At 29.8% G+C, this 24,044-nt stretch carries 22 protein-coding genes; 4 read left to right on the forward strand and 18 right to left on the reverse strand.

Features of this window, described 5'->3' with window-relative positions; genetic code table 11:
- Positions 1-132: 132 nt before the first annotated feature.
- From KQI38_RS12610 to KQI38_RS12665, 12 genes are all read right to left on the reverse strand, one after another.
- Complete coding sequence (locus tag KQI38_RS12610) at positions 133-1,380, reverse strand: D-serine ammonia-lyase (protein WP_216559936.1); 1,248 nt, start codon at positions 1,378-1,380, stop codon at positions 133-135.
- Between the two features lie 108 nt (positions 1,381-1,488).
- Positions 1,489-2,937 carry an alanine/glycine:cation symporter family protein gene (locus KQI38_RS12615; protein WP_216559938.1) on the reverse strand — a complete coding sequence of 483 codons (1,449 nt, stop codon included), beginning with the start codon at positions 2,935-2,937 and terminating at the stop codon, positions 1,489-1,491.
- 261 nt (positions 2,938-3,198) lie between these two features.
- Entirely contained in the window at positions 3,199-4,449 is a 1,251-nt protein-coding gene (locus tag KQI38_RS12620; RefSeq protein WP_216559940.1) for a serine hydroxymethyltransferase, read from the reverse strand.
- Between the two features lie 121 nt (positions 4,450-4,570).
- Positions 4,571-5,260, reverse strand: a complete 690-nt coding sequence (locus KQI38_RS12625; RefSeq protein ID WP_216559941.1) for a response regulator transcription factor — start codon at positions 5,258-5,260, stop codon at positions 4,571-4,573.
- Complete coding sequence (locus KQI38_RS12630) at positions 5,257-6,819, reverse strand: histidine kinase (RefSeq protein ID WP_216559943.1); 1,563 nt, start codon at positions 6,817-6,819, stop codon at positions 5,257-5,259. Before KQI38_RS12630 ends, KQI38_RS12625 begins: the two co-directional genes overlap by 4 nt.
- Before the next feature lie 366 nt (positions 6,820-7,185).
- The gene (locus KQI38_RS12635; RefSeq protein ID WP_216559945.1) at positions 7,186-7,629 is read right to left on the reverse strand and encodes a hypothetical protein; all 444 of its coding nucleotides are present in this window, start codon (positions 7,627-7,629) and stop codon (positions 7,186-7,188) included.
- Between the two features lie 421 nt (positions 7,630-8,050).
- Complete coding sequence (locus KQI38_RS12640; protein ID WP_216559947.1) at positions 8,051-8,245, reverse strand: hypothetical protein; 195 nt, start codon at positions 8,243-8,245, stop codon at positions 8,051-8,053.
- On the reverse strand, positions 8,242-9,573 hold the full coding sequence (locus tag KQI38_RS12645; RefSeq protein WP_216559949.1) for a tetratricopeptide repeat protein: 1,332 nt from the start codon (positions 9,571-9,573) through the stop codon (positions 8,242-8,244). The genes KQI38_RS12640 and KQI38_RS12645 overlap by 4 nt, the downstream gene beginning before the upstream one ends.
- Before the next feature lie 488 nt (positions 9,574-10,061).
- The gene (locus tag KQI38_RS12650) at positions 10,062-10,724 is read right to left on the reverse strand and encodes an ABC-2 transporter permease (RefSeq protein ID WP_216559951.1); all 663 of its coding nucleotides are present in this window, start codon (positions 10,722-10,724) and stop codon (positions 10,062-10,064) included.
- A gap of 11 nt (positions 10,725-10,735) precedes the next feature.
- Complete coding sequence (locus KQI38_RS12655; protein WP_094903129.1) at positions 10,736-11,347, reverse strand: ABC-2 transporter permease; 612 nt, start codon at positions 11,345-11,347, stop codon at positions 10,736-10,738.
- A 4-nt stretch (positions 11,348-11,351) separates the two neighbouring features.
- Positions 11,352-12,197 (reverse strand): ABC transporter ATP-binding protein, encoded by an 846-nt coding sequence (locus tag KQI38_RS12660; protein ID WP_216559953.1) that lies wholly within the window; start codon positions 12,195-12,197, stop codon positions 11,352-11,354.
- Between the two features lie 2 nt (positions 12,198-12,199).
- Positions 12,200-12,574 (reverse strand): GntR family transcriptional regulator, encoded by a 375-nt coding sequence (locus tag KQI38_RS12665; RefSeq protein ID WP_094903133.1) that lies wholly within the window; start codon positions 12,572-12,574, stop codon positions 12,200-12,202.
- A 300-nt stretch (positions 12,575-12,874) separates the two neighbouring features.
- On the opposite strand from KQI38_RS12665, the gene KQI38_RS12670 reads away from it, so the two are divergent.
- The 3 genes from KQI38_RS12670 to KQI38_RS12680 all read left to right on the forward strand — a co-directional run bounded on the left by KQI38_RS12670 (position 12,875) and on the right by KQI38_RS12680 (position 15,806).
- On the forward strand, positions 12,875-13,990 hold the full coding sequence (locus tag KQI38_RS12670; RefSeq protein ID WP_216559954.1) for an MGDG synthase family glycosyltransferase: 1,116 nt from the start codon (positions 12,875-12,877) through the stop codon (positions 13,988-13,990).
- A gap of 110 nt (positions 13,991-14,100) precedes the next feature.
- The gene (locus tag KQI38_RS12675; RefSeq protein ID WP_216559955.1) at positions 14,101-15,126 is read left to right on the forward strand and encodes a lysylphosphatidylglycerol synthase transmembrane domain-containing protein; all 1,026 of its coding nucleotides are present in this window, start codon (positions 14,101-14,103) and stop codon (positions 15,124-15,126) included.
- 116 nt (positions 15,127-15,242) lie between these two features.
- Positions 15,243-15,806, forward strand: coding sequence for a biotin transporter BioY (locus tag KQI38_RS12680; protein ID WP_094903139.1), 564 nt, complete (start codon positions 15,243-15,245; stop codon positions 15,804-15,806).
- A gap of 17 nt (positions 15,807-15,823) precedes the next feature.
- On the opposite strand, the gene brnQ is transcribed toward KQI38_RS12680, so the two are convergent.
- The 5 genes from brnQ to KQI38_RS12705 form a co-directional block, all read right to left on the reverse strand.
- Positions 15,824-17,113: a branched-chain amino acid transport system II carrier protein gene (brnQ, locus tag KQI38_RS12685; RefSeq protein WP_216559957.1), complete on the reverse strand. Its 1,290-nt coding sequence runs from the start codon at positions 17,111-17,113 to the stop codon at positions 15,824-15,826.
- Positions 17,114-17,199: 86 nt separating this feature from the next.
- Positions 17,200-18,180 (reverse strand): biotin--[acetyl-CoA-carboxylase] ligase, encoded by a 981-nt coding sequence (locus KQI38_RS12690; RefSeq protein WP_216559959.1) that lies wholly within the window; start codon positions 18,178-18,180, stop codon positions 17,200-17,202.
- 110 nt (positions 18,181-18,290) lie between these two features.
- The gene (dapB, locus tag KQI38_RS12695) at positions 18,291-19,010 is read right to left on the reverse strand and encodes a 4-hydroxy-tetrahydrodipicolinate reductase (RefSeq protein ID WP_216559961.1); all 720 of its coding nucleotides are present in this window, start codon (positions 19,008-19,010) and stop codon (positions 18,291-18,293) included.
- Between the two features lie 9 nt (positions 19,011-19,019).
- Positions 19,020-19,892: a 4-hydroxy-tetrahydrodipicolinate synthase gene (gene dapA / locus KQI38_RS12700; RefSeq protein ID WP_216559963.1), complete on the reverse strand. Its 873-nt coding sequence runs from the start codon at positions 19,890-19,892 to the stop codon at positions 19,020-19,022.
- Between the two features lie 3 nt (positions 19,893-19,895).
- The gene (locus KQI38_RS12705) at positions 19,896-20,906 is read right to left on the reverse strand and encodes an aspartate-semialdehyde dehydrogenase (protein WP_216559965.1); all 1,011 of its coding nucleotides are present in this window, start codon (positions 20,904-20,906) and stop codon (positions 19,896-19,898) included.
- A gap of 195 nt (positions 20,907-21,101) precedes the next feature.
- On the opposite strand from KQI38_RS12705, the gene KQI38_RS12710 reads away from it, so the two are divergent.
- Complete coding sequence (locus KQI38_RS12710; protein ID WP_216559967.1) at positions 21,102-22,886, forward strand: DUF2207 domain-containing protein; 1,785 nt, start codon at positions 21,102-21,104, stop codon at positions 22,884-22,886.
- A gap of 124 nt (positions 22,887-23,010) precedes the next feature.
- Here the strand turns inward: KQI38_RS12710 and fni are convergent, their stop codons facing one another.
- On the reverse strand, positions 23,011-24,030 hold the full coding sequence (gene fni / locus KQI38_RS12715) for a type 2 isopentenyl-diphosphate Delta-isomerase (RefSeq protein ID WP_216559968.1): 1,020 nt from the start codon (positions 24,028-24,030) through the stop codon (positions 23,011-23,013).
- Positions 24,031-24,044 lie beyond the last annotated feature (14 nt).

Below are 24,044 nucleotides of genomic sequence, written 5' to 3' on the forward strand. Positions count from 1 at the left end.
CAAGAACTTTTATTCTCTATTATACCTCTTCTTGATATAAATTAGAAGGGGGCAATTTAAATGGAGAACTCATATACATAAAAAAAGACAGGATAAACGCCTGTGAGTCAATAGACGCTACCTGTCTTTGCCCTAAATTAATTGCATTCTTATATCTTCTGGCACTAAGCTTCCACCAGTCCCCCAACACATATGAGTTATATTTTCATCTTTATATTTTTCAGAAGTAAATATAGGTCCTAAAAATCCTGCAAGAGCAGAAGGCTCTAAGAATATTTTTTCCTCCTCATATAGTGATTTTAGAAAATCATATAACCTATAATCATCAATAGTAAATGCACCAGTTAATGTTTTATCCATAATTTTCCCTACAAAAGAGGAAGGTCTTCCAACTGCCAAACCATCTGCATCAGTTTTATTATCTAAACCGATATCTTCTACTGAAATTTTATCATGAAGTCCAGAAGCCAAACCTAATAACATAGCAGGTGAATGGGTTGGTTCTGCAAAGAAACATCTTACATTATCTCCATACATAAGTTTAAGTCCATAGGCTACACCGCCAGGGCCTCCACCTACACCACAAGGAAGATATACAAAAAGAGGATGCTCCTTATCAATTACAATTCCCATATCTTCAAGTTGTTTTTTAGTCCTCATACCGCCAACAGCATATCCCATAAAAAGATCCTTTGAGTTTTCATCATCTATAAAATAAGATTTAGGATCTTTATCTGATAAAGCTCTCCCTTCTTCTACAGCCTTTGAATAATCTGATGTATATTCGACTACTTTAACTCCTTTAGAGCGAAGCAAATCTTTCTTCCACTGCTTAGCATCTTGAGACATATGGACTATTACATTAAATCCTACTTTGGCAGAAATTGTACCAATACTTAGCCCTAGGTTTCCTGTACTGCCTACCTGAATTGTATAGGTAGAGAAGAATTTCTTGAAATTATCATCAGCTAATATACTATAGTCATCTTCTAATTTGAGTAGTCCATTGTCTATAGCCAAGGTTTCTGCATGTTTCAGTACTTCGTATATACCACCTCGAGCCTTAATAGAACCAGCTATGGGAAGTAAGTCATCTCTCTTGAGAATTAACCTACCGTATATGTTTTTATTATATTCATTTCCCATTCGACTTTTCATCTTATCAATTTTAGATATAGGTGATTCAATGATTCCATCTATTACTTCAGGAAATACTTTTTTTATATAAGGCGAAAACCTTTTAAGTCTATTTTCTGCTTCTAGTACATCATCTAAGGATACAGGTAGTCCATCTTTAACTTCATCAAAACTAGTATAATTGTCGTTATACCATATAATTTCCTTTGCAGCCTTCAATTCATTTAATAATGGAAAATCCATATGAAAACCTCCAATACAATATCTTTTATCCTTAGTATATATGATAAATTTAAATAATAAAAGAAAAAATATGTCTTTTTAATTAATACTTAATTTTACCTAATATTCTTATATAGTTTTATTTATACTATTATATTTTTCTTCCCAAATGCTATCTTTTATATTTAACAACTTAGGATCAAAAACGGGATCAATTCCTTGAGATTTCTGTTTTTCATAATCTTTTAATAGCATAATTCCTTGCTTAGATAATATTAAAATTGCAACGATATTTAACCATGCCATTAGGCCTACACCCAAATCACCACATGTCCAAATTAAATTACTTGTATTCAAAACTCCTGAAAAACTTGACAATATAAATATTATACGCATTATAAATATTGCAGTTTTATTCTTTGGGAACAAATATGACATATTGCTCTCTGCTTGATAGTAGTATGCAAGTAAAGATGTATAAGCAAACAAAAATATAGCAATTGCAACAAACTTACTACCAAACCCTGAAAACAATGTATCTACTGCATACTGAGTATATAAAACACCATACTCAATTCCAGGTAAGTTTTCTACTATAAAATTACCAGAGCCATCTAGTACATTATATGAGTTAGTTAATATAACCATTAATGCCGTTGCTGTGCACACTAACAATGTATCTATATATACAGAAAATGCTTGTACCAACCCTTGCTTAGCAGGATGAGAAGCTTCTGCTGCAGCTGATACTATTGCTCCTGAGCCTTGGCCTGCTTCATTTGAGTAAACACCTCGCTTCACTCCCCATGCTATAGCACTACCTAAGATAGCAGAGAACAAAGGCTCCTTTCCAAAGGCCGACTTAAATATCAATGCAAATGCCTGTGGAACTCTTGTAATATTAGTCCCAATAATAATTATTGCCATAATTACATATCCAGCTGCCATAAATGGAGCTATTATTTCGGCAGTTTTACCTATTCTTTTTACTCCACCAAATATTACAACTGCAATTAATACAGCTAAAATCACTCCTGTTATATAAACATTAATTCCAAAAGCCTCTTGTATTGAAGAAGCAATAGTATAGGTTTGAGCACCAGGCATCAATATACCCGGGGCCAATATAGTCACTATTGCAAAAGAAATACCGTACCATTTAGCACCTATTCCTTTTTCTATAAAATAAGCTGGACCACCTATATAAACATTTCCTTCTTTCACTTTATATGCCTGAGCTAAAGCAGATTCTATAAAAGCAGAAGCTGCTCCTAAGAAAGCAATTATCCACATCCAGAAAATAGATCCAGGACCACCTAATGCTATAGCCACAGCAACGCCCCCAATATTTCCTACGCCAACTCTTCCACCTACACTTGTCGCAAAAGCTTGAAAAGGTGTAACACCAGTTTCTGAAGTTTCCCCTTTCGTTAATAATCTTATCATATCTTTGAAAAGTCTTACTTGAGGAAATTTCATTCTAAATGAAAAGTAAATTCCTGTTAATAGACATAAACCCACTAGATACTTACTCCAAATTATGGTTTCTAAAAATGTTATAATGTCCTTAATACTCATATACTTTTCTCCTTGTATAGTTATATTTAGGTTTTAAGGATACCTATAAACCTCATCATTGGCTTTTTCATCTCATGTTGCTGAGACTATATTTAATCCTCAAGAAAATTAATTAGCTAAAATCAGGTTAGTTGGATTTTTGAATATATTATTTAAGTGCTGATTTTAATATATAATTTTATTCCTTCAATGTTCCTAATTCACTAGGAAAAACCCGTTCTTTTATCGTTACTTAATATCTTATATAATCTATAATTTAAGCTATTCGAAATATCCTTCATATAATGGAAATCTTCGACTTATGTCTAATACTTCCTTTTTTATTTCATTAAGCATATTCTCATTATCTATGTTGTTGGCCACTTTATTTATTACTGATCCTATTTCTTCCATATCCTCTTCTCTCATACCTTTTATTGTCATTGCTGTAGTTCCTATCCTAACCCCGCTAGTTACCATTGGTTTTTCAGGATCAAAAGGTATCATATTTTTATTTACAGTGATACCAACATAATCTAATGCTGTCTCTAACTGTCTACCAGTCAACTTCTTTGGTCTTAAATCAACTAATAATAAATGTGTATCTGTACCTCCAGATACAATCCTAAATCCATATTCTGATAACACTTCTCCTAATTTCTGAGCATTTTTTACGACTTGCTTCATTAGGTTTGCAAACTCTTCTGTAGATGCACGTTTAAAGGTATATGCTTTTGCTGCCATAGTGTGGAGATGAGGTGAACCTTGAGAACCAGGAAACATTGCTTTATCAATTGCCTTAGTATACTCTTCTTTACATAATATAAATCCACCCCTTGCACCACATAAAGTTTTGGTTGTGGTTGATGTAACAAAATCTGCATACTTCATAGGATTAGGATATATCTTAGCTGCCACAAGTCCTGCCACATGAGCCATATCTACCATGAAATATGCTCCAATAGATTTTGCTATTTCAGAAATCTTTTTGAAATCAATAATTCTTGGATAAGCACTTCCTCCTGTGACTATAAGCTTTGGATTGTGTTCTTTAGCAAGTCTTTCAATTTCATCATAATCAATTAACTCTGTTTCTTTATTTAGTCCATAAGCAATAAAGTTGTAAATCTTTCCTGAAAAGTTTACTTTGTTACCATGGGTTAAATGACCACCTTGATCTAATCTTAGTCCTAATACAGTATCTCCAGGTTCTAATATTGAAGCATAAACTGTTTGATTTGCTTGTGAGCCTGAATGTGCTTGTATATTAGCATGTCCAGATCCATAAAGTTCTTTTGCCCTATCTATACCTAGGTTTTCCATCTTATCTATTACATGACATCCTGCATGATATCTTTTTCCTGGAAATCCTTCCGTAGTTTTGTTTGTCAAGATACTACCCTGTAATTCTAGAATTTCAGTTGGCACGTAACTTTCAGATGCAATCATTTCAATGCCCGTCCTCTGACGCTCTAACTCCTCATTTACTATTTGAAATAACATAGAATCTGTTGTTTTTAAAGTATTTAACATATTTGTCTCCCCTTTACATAGTTGTTATAATACATTATTTCAAATATTCAAATAATTTTAAATTAACTAAATCACTATTTAATTGAACTAAATCATCTATTAACAAAACAGTAGCCTAAAGCTACTGCCTATAATTTTTAGGTGTATTTCCCGTTATAATTTTAAAGGTTTTATAAAAATAATTTAGATTATTAAACCCCACTTTTGTTGCTATCTCCTTAATAGGAAGTTCTTCATTGTACATTAATTCTATAGCTTTATCAATTCTAAATTTATTTAAATATTTTATAAAAGTCATATGAAAATATTTATTAAACAATCTATTAATTTGATTTACACTAATATGAAAGTCCTTAGCACATTGATTTAATTGAATATCATTTCTATAATTAATATTTATATATTGAAGAATATCATTTAACAATGGATTATCGGTGAACTTATATCCTATAACTCTAGCAATAGATTCCTTCAAGCTATTAGCCTCTATAGGTTTTAATAATATGTCCTTTGCTCCTAATCTCAGTGAGGACTGGGCATATTCAAAATAGCTAAATGCTGTGACCACAATAAATGTTATTGGTTCAATATAATGATTCTTTATATAGTCCATAACATCTATTCCATCGCTACCTGGCATTTCTATATCCAAAAAAACTACTTCTGGCTTTAAATCAAAGATTAGTTCTATAGCTTCTCTCCCATTTTCAGCTTCTCCCACCACTTCTAGAGGTATATTATTTTTGCTTATTAAAAGTTTTAATAAGTCTCTAGCTAGTATTTCATCGTCTACAATCAATGTTTTAATCATAATTCCTCCTTAATAGCTGGAATTACTATTATGACTTGAGTGCCAGCATTCTTCTTACTTAAAATTTTAAATTCAAAATTATTATGATGGAGTAATTCTAGTTTTCTATATATCATCATTAGACCACTAATAATAAAATTTTCTGTCTGTCCTTTAATCATATTATTAAGTTTTTCAATTTCATCTTCTTCTAATCCAGTTCCATTATCTAGTATTTGAATATAAATTTTATCCTGATTTTTTCTACAGCTAATTTGGATGCTTAGGTTGTCCATTTTATTTTTAAAACCATGGACAAAAGAATTTTCAATTATTGGCTGAATGAAATTAAAGGGAATTCTTGCCGATTTGGCATTTTCAGAAATATTAATATTTACACTAAGTCTTTCACCATATCTTAATTTTTGCAGCTCTAGATAATCCATAATAAATAAAATCTCATCATTTAATGTGGCAATAGAATTGCTTGACTTCAATGAATATCTAAAAATTTTTGATAATCTAATTATTGATTCATAAGTCTTTATGCTATCTTCTTTTATAGCAAGACTAGCAATTGCATTTAATGTATTAAAAAGAAAATGATTATTAATCTGTATACTTAAAACCTGTTCTTTTGTAGATCTTAAGCTCTCCTCCAATAGAAGTTCATTTTTAGCAATATCTTTAATTATTTCTTCTTTCTTATATAATTCCATCTCAGTATTTTCTAATAGATAATAATATGAAATGTTCTTACTCAAGGTCTTTATATGCTGCAAAATAGCCATGATACGTCCTTGATGAACTATCTGAATTTTACGATACAATTCATAATCTAAGTCTAATTCATCTTTAAATTCTACATAATTTTCATCATATATTCTAATATGTCCTCCTTTTATAGTACCAACCAAACTATTGTTTATAATAATTGGCATAACAAATACTCTTAATCCATATTGACAAACAAAAGCAAATGGATCTTTATAATGTGGAGGCATATATTCATCATAAATATTATATAGATGGCAATTCCTTACATCTTTATGTACATTGCATTTTTTCATGCAAAATTCGGGATAGTTATGAGAAATAATAATTGGCTCATTTTTTCTGTCAAATATGGATAATGGAATTCCTAGTATATCAATAGCTTCATCATATAGATGTTTAATCTTATCATTTAATACTATTGTATCCTCAAAATTTTCTTTATGTACCTCCCCGCTACTCAATATATCATTTAGGGGATTGCGTTGATTATAATATACTGGAATTGATATCAGTAATTCTTTGATTGGTTCTTCACCCGAATTTATTGCCTCATGTACTGAACCTGCATCTATATGAAATAAAGACCCAGGCTCCTTAATACTTAACTCCTTACCAATAAGCTGTTCTCCTTGTCCAGATAAAACATATAATAATTGTTCATCTCCATAGTGAATATGCTCCTTTTGTCTTTTTCCCGGTAATATGGTACTAATGCCTATATGCATTATATTAGTAGAGTTCTTAGTATCAGGCTCATAAATCCACTCTATATTACCCCAATCAAAATATTGTATATGACTCATTATCTTCACCCCTAAAACTATTGATAATAAAAATATGATATTGATTTTAGAATATTGAAATTATTCTATGTTCAGTTTACTATACCTAAGTAGAAAAGTAAACCAATGAAGTTAACCTTAAAATGCTATGTTTCTACGTCAAAATAATATTATTATAAATATCAAAGCAATAAAAATAAGTTAAGATTTTGATAAGAACATCAAAATCTTAACTTACTTTTATTTGTTTACTTTATTATTAATTTCTTTTTTGGTTGGTTAGTTTTAATTTTAAAAATAACTGTTGTTAGCAAAAAAGAGTATATATACCGTTTGCACAAAACATTTTATAGAATCTAGAAAACAGATTATGCTAACCATTTAATTTTAGTCTATTTTTATTTCATTATCATCCCTATCAAATATATACCAAGTCTCATATCCATCGATATTATCTGGTTCTTCATTTGATACTTTTGTTTTGTTATATTTACTATAAATTATATAATCATAACCATCCTTTTTATACTCTCCTATATGAATCCTTAATTTAAATCCACTAGGTCTGCTGCCATTCCAATATTCATCTCCAATTTTTTGCATAAAATCAATATCTATTATTGTTTGAAATTCATTTATTAGATATTGGAAATCTCCTTTTTCTAAGTCTCCTTTATAATTAATATCTGCATAAAGAGCAGGTCTTTTAAATCTAAATTCTAAATTTGTTATTTTTTCGTTAGAATCCATAATTGTTTTGGTAAATTCTTTGATTTCATCAATGCTAACGGTTTTATAAGGACTGCATCCTGCTAGTATTGTTATAAACATTAGGATAACAGTTAGGGAATAAGTTTTTATTTTATCTTTATAGATATATGTTAAAATATACAATTCCACCACCTAAATTATTATCATATATTTCATCTAAACTGTAAGATTTTCTTTTTTCCCAGGTTGATATAGCTATATTCCTATCTCCATGCACTCCATTTTGGAGGTATTTAGTTATAGTAACTCAATGCCAGTTTAGTCTAGATACTACTATATTATAATATTATATTAGATAAATATGGCATAAATTCTTACCTCCTTGTTATTTATTGCATAGCAACTTTTATTTAACACAGGTTCAGAGTTTATGCCCTATTCATTTTTGGTAACATTACCAATTATTATTTTATTTTCATAGAATTAAAGTTATTCACTTTATTATTAACTAATTAATCTTAACTAATTTAATTATCCATTATTAATCAGGTCTAGTTGTACCTGCATCACCTCCACAAGAGCTAACTGTAGGATATTCTGGTTTTCCTTGATAACCTGAATATCTCTTAGCTTCTGGTCTAGCAGTACCTGAATCTCCTCCAGCAAATGCAACTATAGATAGATTAAATAATAAAAACATCAATACAACTACACTTATTAACTTTCTTCTCTTCATATGCTTTCTCCTCCTTGATATTTTATTATATTATCGATTAGTTTTTCAAACCTATCATATTGTTTGCTATCAACATATGTCTTTAAACACTTAAAGACTGCCAATGAACCATCATTAAATTTCATACCAGATATAATATCATCATTATACTGCTCTATTATTTCAAAAATATTGTGAATCCTAGTTTTTCCATTTAACTCCAATAAGGATATTATATTCTTAGAAATATAATTGTACTGAACGTTTTTCTTTGCATATCCTAAGGATTCTTTATAATACTTTTCTGCTTGTTCAAACTCTCCTAGATTTTCATAGGAAACAGCTAATTGATTGCAAATTATTGAATAACTATATGAATTCTTATCCAATTCATCTATATCTTTTAGAATCGCATCTACATATTTATATGCACGATTTTCATCATCTAGTTTTGTATAGGCTTCAGCTATATTTCCATATATTAAATATTTAAGATCACTATATCCAGTAAATGTCAGAACTTGAAGTGCATTATTATAGCTGCTTAGAGCTGATTCATAATCTCCCATCTCAAGATAACATAGTCCTTGTAGATTATATGCTCTTCTCCATAAATCATAATCTTTTCTCTTAGTATAATTCAACAAATCTGAAATCACTTCTAAAGAAGGTGAATACATCTTTAATCTATAATAAGCTAAAGCATAATTATAGTATAGATGCATCAAATACTTTTCAGGTATGTCATCAATATTTACAAGTGCTTTTTGATATAGTATTATTGCATCTTGACATTTTCCTCTATCAATATAATTATTAGCTAATTTTATCATTATTCTATAATTTAGCTTTCTCTTAGGATATCTAGTTGTTAGCTCCCAAGCCTTAGACATATATTCATATTCCTTCTCATAATCTCTAGAATTAAAATATATATCTCCTATGAGCTCATATGCCTTAATCTTTTTGTCCATAAGATCATATTCATTTAGGAGAAACTCTAAATCATCTACATCATCTACATCAATAACATAATCCTTATCATTTTTATGCTTGTCCAACTCTGCAATATATGCTTCCACTTCTTCTTTTGCATCATATCTTCGTGGATTGAGCAGGTCCTCAGGCTCCATGATTAAGTCCATATTTCTTTCTTCTAGGATATTATTTATTTTCTTACATATTAATTGTGCATTATCTATCTTTAGGGGAATTTTACCAGACTCTATTAAGCTTATTAAGTTGCTAGTGCTATCTTCTCCCGTAATTTCTGATTGGCTTATATTTAATGTCTCTCTTATTCTTCTTAGAACTCCCCTAAAATTAGTCTCTGAGATTGCAATATCCAAACACATCACCCCTATCTAATATTTAACTTCTGGTGTTTGATATGGAAAGTTAGAACTATCTAAGGGAATAACTCTTCAATATAAAGAAACCCTTCTTATTTCATATACCTAACTCTATAATTTAAAATTATTATAGTTAGTATACACCATAAGTTATTTATTGAATCAACAATATGATTCTTAAGTTCATTAAATCATATTGTAACTTCTAGGGTCAACGTTTTTGTTTTTACAATTTTCGATACTTAGTGTCGTATTTTATCGAAGACTATCTTTCTAATCCTATGCTTGTTGGATCATAAATGTGTTTTTTAAAACATTTATCTTGCAAAAATATTTGAATATTTAATGACATCTTTTGTCTAATTATTTTGATATAATTAGAATAAAAAAACCTATAAATATAGATTTTTTTAGTATCTATACTATAGGTTTGATTTTAAAATATTCTATAGTTTTTATATAAACTTATTGTATCTTTATTTTTTCTAAAATTCCTTACCTTTATATATACCCTTTGAAATCTGTAGAGAAATCAAATACATTATTATCCCAACACCAACAAACAGAAGAATAAGTATTTTCCAATCCATGTTTATTAGATTTTGAAATATCTCTGCATTTTCAAATTTTCTACCAAATCTACTTATTATATTTGGCAATAAAATAAGTATAATATAGAAGATTTGGTTAAATGCTTGGGCTTTTCCTACATTATAATAATGAAATGGCAAGTATATAGAGAAAAATATCAGAGATAATCCCAATATAAATAATACGTCCCATATAGTTGCAGGATTTCCTACTATTGTGGTATTAAATATAATCTTAGATAAATTAGAGGATAAAAAGACAATTCCAGTTATAAATAAAATATATAGTCCCATAGATATATATTTGGATTTCACAATATCATATCTATCTACTGGAAATGAGTTTAACATCATATCAGTTTTTCCTTTTACATCATATTGAGTGGAAAACATTGAGACCATATATACCATTATAAACATAGCAAATCCATATACAAGCTTAGATTTATATACATGGTCGATACTCACTCCAGCATATCCAAAGAATAGCCCTCCACATAGTATAAATAGGTTTATAAATCTTAATAATCGTATATCCTTAATTACAAGCTGTTTCATTGATATCCCCCCTATGCAAAGTCCCTTGTTTCATATAACCATAAAGATATTCCTATGGATAAGAAATATACTATAGCTGCTATAGCTGGCAATCCTAATCCATTTAATATGTTCTGAAATTTATAAGATGTTACAATAACAAAATTCATGATAAATATATATACAAATATATTTGCAATACTAGCTATTTTAGGCGGTAATCTAAAAAGAGCTGGAAGTGATATAGATAGTGACAATAATACTATTGGTAAAGTAGATCCTATTAGAGAAAGATTGAAAGTATCCACATCTATAAATCCTAATAGATTAATTATCCACAAATAACCCCCAGTAATAACAAAACCAACTACATAATTTACAAATATAGATAAATACCTGCTAATAACTATATCCCTTTTCTTAATAGGCAGAGATTGCAATAATATATGAGGTTTCGTCTGCATCTCATAACCGAAAGGCATGGTTGTTAGCATATATACAAATGTGTAAATCATTAGGCTAACTACAAATTCATTATCTGTTCCCATTGTAAATAAAATAAACGGTACATATAATATTATTAAAATCCAAGATTGTTTATTGGAAAAGGTTAATAAGAAATCTTTTTTAATCAAGTTTAACATCTTCCTACCTCCTTACACTATAAACCATTATATCTTCAAGTGTTGGTTTTTCAATTAATATCTCACTGCCAAATAACTTCTTTAGCCTTTGTGGATTTTCTGCTAACCCTTCAAAACCTACATTAGTTTCCCTAAGTCCTATGAACTCTTTTCTTGTATCTCTGTCTAATAAATTTTTTCCACCCTTTATCACTCCATAGGATTCTAAGATTTCATCCTTCGATTTTGAAAATACTATTTTACCTTTATTAATAAATGTTATATAATCCGCTATCTTTTCAAGATCTGTCGTTATATGGGTAGAAAAGAATATAGATTTTTTTTCATCTTGTATAATACTATATAATACATCTAAGATTTCAGATCTAAATATTGGATCAAGTCCTGATGTAGGTTCATCCATTATTATCAAATCTGCATTGTGAGATAAAGCTATTGCCAAAGAAAACTTCATCTTCATACCTTTAGATAATTTTTTTATCTTTTGGTTAAGGTCTAAATCAAAATCCTTTATATATTTATTAAACAACTTTTCATCCCATTTTTTATAAAAAGGTGATATTATATTCTTCATCTGTCTTATGGTCAAATCCTCATAAAAATAAGATTCATCATATACAAAACCAATCCTATTCTTAATTTCTTTTTCAAACTGTATATGGTCTTTGCCAAATACTTTTATCTCTCCAGAATCCTTTTTTAGCAAATTCATTATGAGTTTTATAGTTGTACTTTTTCCTGCACCATTTGGTCCAATAAATCCCATTATATATCCTGGTTCTAATTTAAATGATACATTATCTAGCTTAAATTTATTAAAATCTTTAGTTAAATTTTTTATCTCTAACATATTTAAACCTCCTCAAATAGAATCTTAAGCATTTCGTTTACTTCAGTGTACTTTAATCCTAGCAATCTAGATTCTTCTACTACTTCAGCTAATTTTTCTTCTATTATTTTTAATTTTTTTTCTTTCATTAGCTCTTTATTTTGCATAGCTACAAAAGAGCCTTTTCCTTGCATAGTTTCTATAAATCCTTCCTTTTCTAATTCTTCATAAGCCCTCTTAGTTGTAATAACAGATATCTGAAGATCCTTTGCTAGACCTCTTATGGAAGGTAATGCTTCTCCTTCTCCTAGCTCTCCCTTTATTATCATACCTTTTATCTGATTAGCTATCTGCTCATATATGGCTTCATTAGAAGAATTAGATACGATTATTCTCATAACGTCCCTCCTTATATAACTGTTATCTTCGTATATACTGTATATATAATATATATACAGTATATGTCTATATTATTCTTTTGTCAATATTTTTTTTAATGATGATTTAAATAATATTTATAACGCATATTTATAAGATATAAATACTATATCTACAGATTGATTTATTATATGGTGCAGTAAAGTTTTTTTATATCCCGTTATAGTAATGGGTATATTAATGATGAGAATTTATTTATATATTAATATATCCTAATACAAAATTATTTAATGAATTAACCTATCAAGGGGGACTTATATATGAAAAAAGTACTAATATTTACTGCCTCCATAGGAGGCGGTCATAATGAGGCAGCCTCATGCCTAGAAAAAGAATTTACTCAACATGATTTTATAGTTAAAAAAGTAGATGCATTATTAGCTATAAGTAAAAGCTTCGATTCTTTTATCTCTGGTTCATGTAAAATTATAGTTAATAATTTCCCTAAATTATATGGAAATCTATATGATATCAGCAATAAAGAAAAAACTAATAAATTGCTTAATATATCTTTAGCTAAAATTGCTAAGGAGAAAATTTATAATATGATATTAGAAGAAAATCCAGATTTGATTATTTCAACTCACTCATTTGTCATAAGTATGGTAGGACATTTGAAGGAAAAGAATCTTATCAATATACCTTTTATTTCTGTAGTAACAGACTATGAGGCACATAAAATTTATGTAAATGATAATGTAGATGCATATATTGTTGCTAGTGAACATACAGGAAAAACCTTATTAGCTCAAGGCGTATCTAAGGATAGAATATTCCCTTATGGCATACCAATCAAAGCCGAATTTTTAGATAAGTGTAATATCGCCCCTATAAATAAAAAGCCTTTCCAGATATTATTGATGGCAGGAAGCTTAGGTCTAAAAAGTATGACAAAGGTATTAGATAATATAATAACTCTAGACGGTGATTATCATATTGTGGCTGTTTGTGGAAATAATAAAAAATTAAAACTTTCTATAGAAACAGAATATACTAACCTAATTAAAAGCAATAAAATTACTCTTTATGGATTTACTACTAATATACCATCTATCATGGAAAATTCAGATATACTCATAACAAAACCAGGAGGTTTAACTGTATCAGAAGCAATAGCCAAAAGACTGCCCATGATTATTCCATATTATATTCCCGGTCAAGAAAAAGAAAACTTAGATTTCTTGGTAAAAAATGGTATGGGCATATATGTATATCAGATAAAGGAAATTAAAAGCCTAATAGAATATATTATGAAAAATCCATCTGTTATTAATAGCATGAAAAAAAACATGGAGAAAATGGGTAATGGATTCTGCCCTAATAATGTTGTTTATCTTAGTGAAAATTTAATCAATGATTGTACTTTAAATAGATGAAATTGGCCTAGCATAAAGGTCTTTGACATATATTAATTTTTAATAAGAGATAACTTAATTTTAAAAGCCTAAGAAAAAAAGTGAAGAAACACACAAGGTAGGTTCAATATATGAAAAAGATAATAAATTACATTTTATTAATAGTTTCTCTAGGATTAACTTATTGGATCTTCTTTTATAAAAATGATTTCTCTAATTTTCCTCAATTAATAGGTAAAACCAATAAATTTTATCTCTCCTTAGGCTTTTTATGCATAATATTATACTGGATATTTGATGCATATATAATTTATAAAATAAGAAAGGTACTGGATATTGAAGGTAGCTTTAAATCATCTTTTATAATTACTATGATCGGTCAATATTATGGTGCAATTACACCATTTTCCAGTGGAAGTCAACCTGCACAAATCTATTTATTAATAAATAATGGTTTCCCAGTGGGAACTGTATCTTCATTAATGATAATCAGATTTTTAATTTATCAACTTGTAATTACATTCTACTCAATATCCATGTTTATAATTAATTTTAATTTTCTACTAAATAAAGTAAAATTTGCTATACCTTTTATAGCAATTGGCTGCTTATTAAACCTTTTTATATTATTAATGATAATAGGATTTTTCCGTAATGAAAAATTGATAAAAAAAGTATCTTCCAAAGTTTTTGCTATTGGTCATAAACTAAAACTAATAAAAGATATTAGAAAATTAGAAAATAAAATAGATAAGGGTCTTGTGGACTATACAGTTAGTATAAATCATATGAAGGAAGACAAGAGAATTACTTTACTTTTAATTTTAACTAGTTTTTTACAGCTAACATTTTACTTTTCAATAACTTACTTTGTATATTTAGCTATTGGGCTTATAGGATTTTCTTTTTTAGATATAATTGGAATCCAATCTCTGCATTATACGGCAGTCTCTTTCATACCTACACCTGGCACTGTAGGTGCTGCAGAAGGTGGATTTTATATATTATATAATACCATATTTCCTAGAGAAATCTTAGTATTTGCAATGATACTATGGCGATTTATAAGCTATTATTTTGTAATAATTATGAGTGGAATAGTTACATTGGCCAATTTTATCCACAAAAGAAAAAGAAATCAAGATAAGTATAACTAATCATAATATCTTTTGTAAACCTCTGTATATTTTCCTGTTGACAATTGACTAAAATTAATTTATTATACTATTGTAAACTATTTTTATATAATTGGTTGACAATAGGAGGTAATAAAATGAAATTATCTACAAGGCAAATGACTCTAGTTGCTATGTTTACAGGACTTACCACTGTAGGAGCTTTTATTAGTATTCCTTTAGGTGAAGTACCTATAACCTTGCAGACTCTATTTGTTATTTTATCTGGTCTTATTTTGGGTCCTAAATTAGGTGCTCTATCTCAAATAGTCTACATATTCTTGGGTTTAGTAGGTGTACCCATATTTGCAGAATTTACTGGTGGAGTTCAAGCTATAATGAAGCCTAGCTTTGGATTTATTATTGGATTTATTTTTGCAGCTTATATTGTTGGAAAGATTGCCCATTCTGGGGAGAAAGTATCTTCTAAGAATATTTGGATTGCATCTTTAGTTGGAATCATAGTTATATATTTATTTGGTCTGCCTTATATGTATTACATACTAAACATTGTAATGGCAAAAGGTTTATCTTTCAATACGATTATGAAAATAGGATGTCTTATTTTCTTACCTGGAGATTTTCTAAAACTTATAGTAGCTTCAGTTGTTGCAGCTAAGACTTTACCAATATTAAATAAAGCAGGGTTATCTGTAAATTAAGATAACCCTGTTTTTTATTAATTTATTTGAATATCTGATTTGTTTGGCATCAACATTCCCAAAACAGCTCCCAATATTGCTGGAACTAGCCATGATAATCCCCATGAAGCTAAAGGCAAATATTCCACTACATGGGTAAAATATGTCCATATTTTAAATCTATATAATAATTCTAGTGTACTTACTATTAAAGTTGCATATATCGCATGTCTATAAATATTCTTATTTGGCTTGTCACCTAAAATTATAGTTAATAAAATCATGACTATTACAACTGGATACATGAATACAAGTATTGGTTCTGAGAAAGCAATTATAGATTCTACTCCTCTTATGGACATAATGGCACTAAATATAGTAGTTGCTATTACTATAGCCTCATATTTTAGTTTTCCATTACTTATCTTATTGAAATATTGTCCCACTGTAGCAGTAAGTCCTATGGTAGTAGTTAAACAAGCTAAAGACACTACTATTCCAAGACCTATTTTACCAAAACTTTCTAAAGAATTATTTGCTATATTTACTATCAAACCTACCTTCTCTATATCCTTTGAAAATAATGAGCCTCCAGTAGCTCCTAAGTACCCCAATCCTCCATAAACAATAGTTAATCCTATCACTGCTACTAAACCAGCTTTTCTAGTCATGTTCATTTGCTCTTTCTCATCATCATATCCATTTTGAATTAAGGAGGTAGTTATTATTCCGCCAAATAGTATGGAGGCTAAAGCGTCCATGGTTTGATATCCGCTAATAAATCCCTCAGAAAAAGGTCTTGCAAAGCTTTCTGCTACAGGTACACCCATAGGATCAAAAAGACCCTTGATTATAATTAGACCTAATAATATAAGTAAGGCTGGTGTTAAAATCTTTCCTATCTTATCAATTACTTCATTGGGCTTTATAACTAATAATAAGGTTATCCCAAAATAAAGTATAGAAAATATTGTAGAATTGCCATTAGGCATAATGGGTAAAACTCCTATTTCAAAAGCAGTCGCTCCAGTCCTCGGAATTGCTAATAAGGGACCTATAGCCAAAACAACTGTTATTCCCAGAAATTTACTAAATAAGGGTGAAACTCTTCTTCCTAGTTTATCTACATCTCCTCCAGCTTTAGCAGAAGCTATTATTCCCAAAAGAGGCAGGCCAATCCCTGTAATAAAAAAACCAAACATAGACCAATTCCATTTTTGGCCTGCCAGCAGCCCTAAAAATGGAGGAAAAATTAAGTTTCCTGCTCCAAAAAACATGGAAAACAAAGCTGCTCCTAAAATAAATGCATCATTTTTCTTTTTCTTCACAACAACACCTCTCTATATTTTAAAAATTATTTAAATTGTACCATAAGTCTGAAAATTGTTCAACTATTCTTATAAATTTAGTGTTGTTATATATATCCTTCTAATCCTCTAATAGATATTTCTCCTGAATAAATATTTTCAACAACTCCACCATCAAATTCTACGACCAAATGCCCTTCTTCATTTATGTCTAATGCCTTTCCTACTCTTACTTCATCTCCTCTGATTATTCTAATGTCTTTACCTATTAATGCAGAATTTGCTTTACATATATCTATTGCTTCAGATATAGAGTCTTTATCTATAAAGTCTTTATATATTTTCTCAAACTCATTAAGAATATTGGCAAATAATTCTTTTCTATCTATTTCTTTGTCTTCAATTATCTTAATAGATGTAGCTTTATCTTTTAACTCTTCAGGTATATCACTTTCATCAAGATTAACATTTATACCTATCCCCATAATTACATAATTAATCATATTTAATTCAGCACTCATCTCTGTCAATATCCCACAAATTTTTTTTCCATCTATTAATACATCATTTGGCCACTTTATCTGAGATTTTATATTCATATTAGATAAGGCTTTATATACTGTTGCTGCACCTAATAAGGTTATCTTAGCTACCTTCATTGGATCTACTTTAGGTTTTAGAATTATACTCATCCATATACCCTTTCCCTTTGGAGATATCCAATGTCTTCCTAATCTGCCTTTTCCTTCTTCTTGTTGCTCCGCCACTATAACAGTACCTTCTTTTTCCCCAAAAGCTATTTCCTTGGCTTTTCTATTTGTAGAATTTATCGAATTAAAATAGTATATATTTCTTCCTATAAAATCAGTATCTAAATATTCTGCCACTTCTTCATATGTGAGTATATCTGGAAAAGACATTATTCTATAACCTTTTCTAGGAATAGATTCTATAATATATCCATCTTCCTTCAACATATTTATGTATTTCCATATGGCAGCACGAGTCATATGAAACTCCTTAGACATTTCTTCTCCAGATATAAAATCTTCACTGTCCTTTAGTATCTTTAGAATTTTATTTTTCAATTTATCACCACCTAAAATATAGTGAATAATTAATAGATAATAGTGAATAGTTAAAAGACAACAAGCTTTTACTTAAAACTATTCACTATTCACCATTCACTTTTCACTATTTATATCTTCAATACATCCTTCATGCTATATAGTCTTGGTTCTTTTCCAATAATAAATTTAGCTGCTTCTATGGCACCACTAGCAAAGACTTTTCTATCATAAGCCTCGTGAACAATTTTTATGGATTCTAATTCATTTATAAAGTTTGCTTCATGGTATCCAACTATATTTCCACCTCTTATGGCATGAATACCTATCTCACCTTTTTCCCTCGGACATTCACCAAGTCTTCCATATTGGTGAGGCCTCACTTCTCCTAGACCTCTTTCTATAGATTCTACTATGGTTACGGCACTACCTGATGGTGCATCTTTTTTTCTATTATGATGTGCTTCTATTATTTCAATATCAGTCTTATCTCCTAATATTGCAGCAGTTTGTTCCACCAATGCAAATAAAAGGTTCATCCCTAAGGACATATTAGTTGCATGAAGAATTGGAATTTTAGTTGATGCCCTCTTTATCTTTTGATTTTGTTCTTCACTATATCCTGTAGTACCTATTATAATTGGTAATCTTCTATCTAATCCAATTTGAAGTACTCTATCTAATGAGGATTCGTGAGTAAAGTCTAGCATTACATCAAATTTAATATCATCTGCTGGCATAGGAATCGTCCTACATAAACCATATACATTAGTCCAATAAGAATCCTGTATTGCTAATTCTTTAATTGTTTTCCCCATCTTGCCATTTATCCCATTGATTAATAAATTCATATTAACCTCCTAAATGATATTTAATTTCCTCATTTCTTCTGCTAGTTTATTTCTATTTACTTCCTCCATAGGTGTTAAAGGTAATCTTAGTTCATTCTCAATATAATTCATTTCTACTAAAGCTGCTTTAACTGGTATAGGATTTACTTCACAGAATAATAAATCTATGAATCTCTTATATTTTAGCTGAAGCCTTAATGCTTCTTCTACATCTCCATTCATAAATGCTTCACACATATGCTGCATTTCCTTAGGGATAACATTAGATGCTACAGAAATAACTCCATGACCACCACAGGCATATATAGGTACTACCTGATCATCATTTCCTGAGTAAATCATAAAATCTTCTGGAACTAATCTTTTTATCTCTAATATCTGTGAAATATTGCCACTAGCTTCTTTAACTCCTATAACGTTCTCTACCCTTGACATTGCTACAACTACATCTGGAGGTATATTCACTGCTGTTCTGCCAGGTACGTTATATAATATGACTGGTAGCTTTGTAGCATTAGCTACTGCTGTAAAATGTGCTATCATTCCTTTATTCGTACATTTGTTATAATAAGGCGTGACAATTAGTATTCCATCAGCACCTAATTCTTCTGCCTGTTTAGTATATTTAACTGCAACATCAGTACAATTAGAACCAGTACCTACTATAATTGGAATCCTCTTAGCATTTTTTTCTATTGCTGTACGAATAACTTCTTCCCTTTCTTCATAGCTAAGTGTTGAAGCTTCACCTGTTGTACCTAATACTATTAAAGCTTGGGTTCCGTTTTCAATTTGAAAGTCAATTAGTCTTTCATAAGCATCCTTATCAAATTTTCCATTCTTAAATGGGGTAACTATAGCAACACCTGCTCCTTTAAACATTAACTATCCCTCCATTTTAATATTCTCTATTGCTTCTATAATTTGAACAGCATTAGTGGCTGCACCTTTTCTAAGGTTATCTGCCACTACCCAAAGAGATAACCCCTTTGGATTATAAAGATCTTTTCTTATTCTCCCTACATAGGTAAAATCTGTATTTGCTGCTTCTATAGGTGTAGGGTATCTATTCATCTCCGGGTCATCATCTACTATTATACCTTGAGATTCTTCTAATATTTCTTTAATGCTATTTATATCTACTTCTTCTTTTAGCTCTAGATAAATTGATTCACTATGACCATAAAAAACTGGAATTCTAACTGCTGTAGGATTAATTTCTATTGAATCATCTTCCAGAATCTTATGTGTTTCATATACCATTTTCAATTCCTCTTTGGTAAATCCATTTTCATTAAATACGTCTATATGAGGTATACAGTTTCCAGCTATTTTTCTTGTATATACTTTATTTGGATATTCTTCATCCCTTATTTGGTTTTGTAATTCATCTATAGCCTTGTATCCACTGCCAGACACTGCTTGATAAGTAGATACTACTATCCTTTTTATGCCATATTTCCTATATAAAGGTGCTATAGCTACTATCATTTGAGTAGTAGAACAATTTGGATTAGCTATTATTCCTCTATATCCCCTTAGGACATGGGAGTTTACTTCTGGTATTACTAAAGGTATATTCTCAACCATTCTAAAATGTGATGAATTATCTATTACCATATTACCTGCATCTCTAGCTATTGGTGCAAATTTTTCTGATATACTTCCACCTGCTGCAAATAATAGATAGTCGTATTTTCCCTTCATAACATCTTCTGTGAGAAGTTCTACTGTAATTTCTTTATTATACTTATCTAGTCTAATAGTTTTTCCTGCTGATTTTTCAGATGCAAAAAGTCTTAGATTCGATACAGGTAAATTTCTTTCCATAATCACTTCAATCATCTTTTGCCCTACTGCACCTGTAGCTCCTACAATTCCAATAGTTAAACCCATGTTATATCACTCCTATTCTTGGGTAATTAATAGATATATTATATATCTTCTGACCTACCTAAACAAGAAATTCTTCAGTTATTGTCATACTGTTATTATATGAGAAAGCTGTTAAATATTAACTCGTATTTCTGATTATTTAGATATATAATATAATATATTATATCAAATATATACTATTTGGGGGTGGTCTATTTGTTTAGCAAAAGATTTAATATTTTATGGATTATAGTTCTACTAATTTTCATTTCTCCCACTAGCTTTGCAGATACTAGTATGAGTATTACTAGATGGATAGTTGATTCTACCTTGAGTGATAACGGTGATTTATTTATTTCTGAAGATATTACTTTTGACTTTGAAGATAAATTTAATGGTGTATATCGTGATATCGTTATTAATGGCACAGAAGGCATTGAAAACTTAGAAGTCTATGAGATGGCACAGGGAATTGAAGTTCCATATTCTCTTGTAGGGTCTGCTAAGAAAGGAGACAAAGCTGTATTTACACAAACAGAGGAAAAAAACACCTTGAAACTAATGATATTTTCACCTTCTAAAAATGAAATGAAGACATTTCGTATCAAATACACAGTTAAAAATGTGGCTGTTAATCATATAGATACTGGAGAATTATATTATAAGTTTTTAGGGAGTGAAAACTCTACTCCTATTGAATTTTTTTCTGCCAGTATTAGGTTACCAGATAAAAATAAAGAAAGCACTAAGATATTCGCTCATGGCCCTCTTAATGGAAGTATAAATTTTATAGAAGATGACTTAATAAAATTAGAAGTGTCTAATGTCCCTACAGATACCTTTGTAGAAGCAAGAATATTATTTCCAAATTCATTTATAAGCCAAAGTACTAATAAAGGAAATAGAACTCTTGATAATATAGTGGATCAGGAATTAGCTTTGATTAAATCGGCAGAAGAAAAAGCTATATCAAAAGCCAGAAATAAAAGTACTTTTAACAATATTGCCCTTATAGTATCGGGTTTACTTGTGGCTTTAACTGGATTTATATTTAATAAATTGAGGCGAAATTCGGATATATATGAATCATTAAATAGCAAGTATCCTGAGGATATTACACCTGCTGAGCTTAGAATGCTTATGGCTTCCGTTATTGATTCTAGAGCCTTAATGACAACGATCTTTGATTTTGCAAGAAAAGGATATGTCAATATAGAAGAAATTGAAAGCTCACAAAAGAAGAAAAAAGATTTTTTATTTTCAAAAACCATTAGACCAAGGGCAGATCTATTATCTCATGAGGAATTCCTCCTTGATTGGTTATTTAATACTATTGGAAATGGCAATGTAGTTTCTACAAGAGATATAGAACAATATAGAAAAAAATCATTTGATAAATTCAATCGAGATTTTAACTCATGGCAGAAAAAGGTTAGCTCAGATTTAAAAAATAGAGATTATTATGATCCCAGCAGTAAGAAATGGGGATTTATAACTTTAACTATAAGTATAATATCCTTTATTGTGGGAATTATTGCTATGGTATTTGAAGCATTCTATGGCGGAATTTTACTTATATTGTCAATCTCACTCTTCGTATATAGCATATTTATATTTTACAGAAAATCAGATAAAGGATATATCCAATATCAACTATGGAAGGATTTCAAGAAAAATCTAGATTATCAAGGAATAACACTAGAAGATTACAATATAAATATAACTACAGATAAGATTTTAATCTATGCCTTAGCTATAGGACTGCCTATGAAGTCAATAGATAGATTTAGAGAAAGAATGCCAGAGTCATATACATCAACCCACTGGTCTTACTGGTATTTTATGACAAACCGACACGGGGGCTCTAGTTTTGAAGATAGATTTAACTCATCATTTTATGGAAGTTCTGCAAGTTCTACTTCCAGCTCTATTGGAGGTGGAGGTGGCTTCTCTGGAGGCGGAGGCGGTGGTGCTGGCGGAGGAGGAGCAGGGGGATTTTAAATTCAGTGAATAGTGAAAAGTGAATAACTAATAGTTAAAAGGACCAGTTTTAGATTAGTTAGTATATCTATGATACCTAATCTAGTAACTGGTCCTTTTATAAAGATTTATAAATTATTCACTATTAGTTATTCACTAATTCTTTCAATTCTCCAACTATCTTATAATCTGTAGCTTTTAATTCTTCCATATTTCTCTTACCTAGAAGCAACATCACTATCTTCATTTTATGGATAGTTGCTTCTAAATAATTTCTTGCATTTTCATAACCTCCATGAAGCAGATATGATAGTATTTCCCCTGATATACCCGCCATATCTCCACCGACTACTAATGATTTTATAATGTCCATACCCGTTCTTATTCCACCACTAGCAATTAAGTTCAACTCCTGAGATAATTCTCTACATTTAATTAAAGCTAAGGCTGTAGGAATCCCCCATGAATAAAGGTCAGAAAAATCTATATTATTATATCTAATATTTTCGATTTCAATAAAATTAGTTCCACCGTAGCCAGATACGTCTATATTTTTAACTCCAACGTTATATAGTTTTTCAGCCACTTCCTTTGATATACCGAATCCGACTTCTTTTACTATAACAGGTTTGCCTATACCTTTTACAATAGTTTCAATGTTTCTCAAAATTCCCCTAAAATCTCTATCTCCTTCAAGCATAACTACTTCTTGAGCAGGGTTCAAATGCAGTTGTATTGCATCACCCTTTATCATGTCTAAAGCTCTTTTAACATCTTCTAAGGATGCCTGAGCATTAAGGTTGGCTATGACTATACCGTCATCTCCTATAGTTTGTCTAACTATTTCAAATGAATCTCTACATTCTTCTTCCTCACACAAAGCTATGGTTTGAGAGCCAACAGCCATTGGAATTTTAAATTCCTTAGCAATTAGTGACAAATCTCGATTTATTTCCCAGGAAAAGTCAGAACCTCCTGTCATTGCATTGATTATAATTGGATAATCTACAGTTTTCCCTAAAAAAACTGTTTTTGTGTCTATATCCTCAAAACTTAAATCTGGTAATGCATTATGTTGCAAAAATACGTCTTCTAATAACGTATCGCCTTTATAGGTTGTTCTTAGATAGTTCTCAACATGCTCTCTTTTCCTCTTTTTTCTCATATTTCCACCTCTAT

Source organism: Tissierella carlieri (genome assembly GCF_018917285.1).
Classification (GTDB): domain Bacteria; phylum Bacillota; class Clostridia; order Tissierellales; family Tissierellaceae; genus Tissierella; species Tissierella carlieri.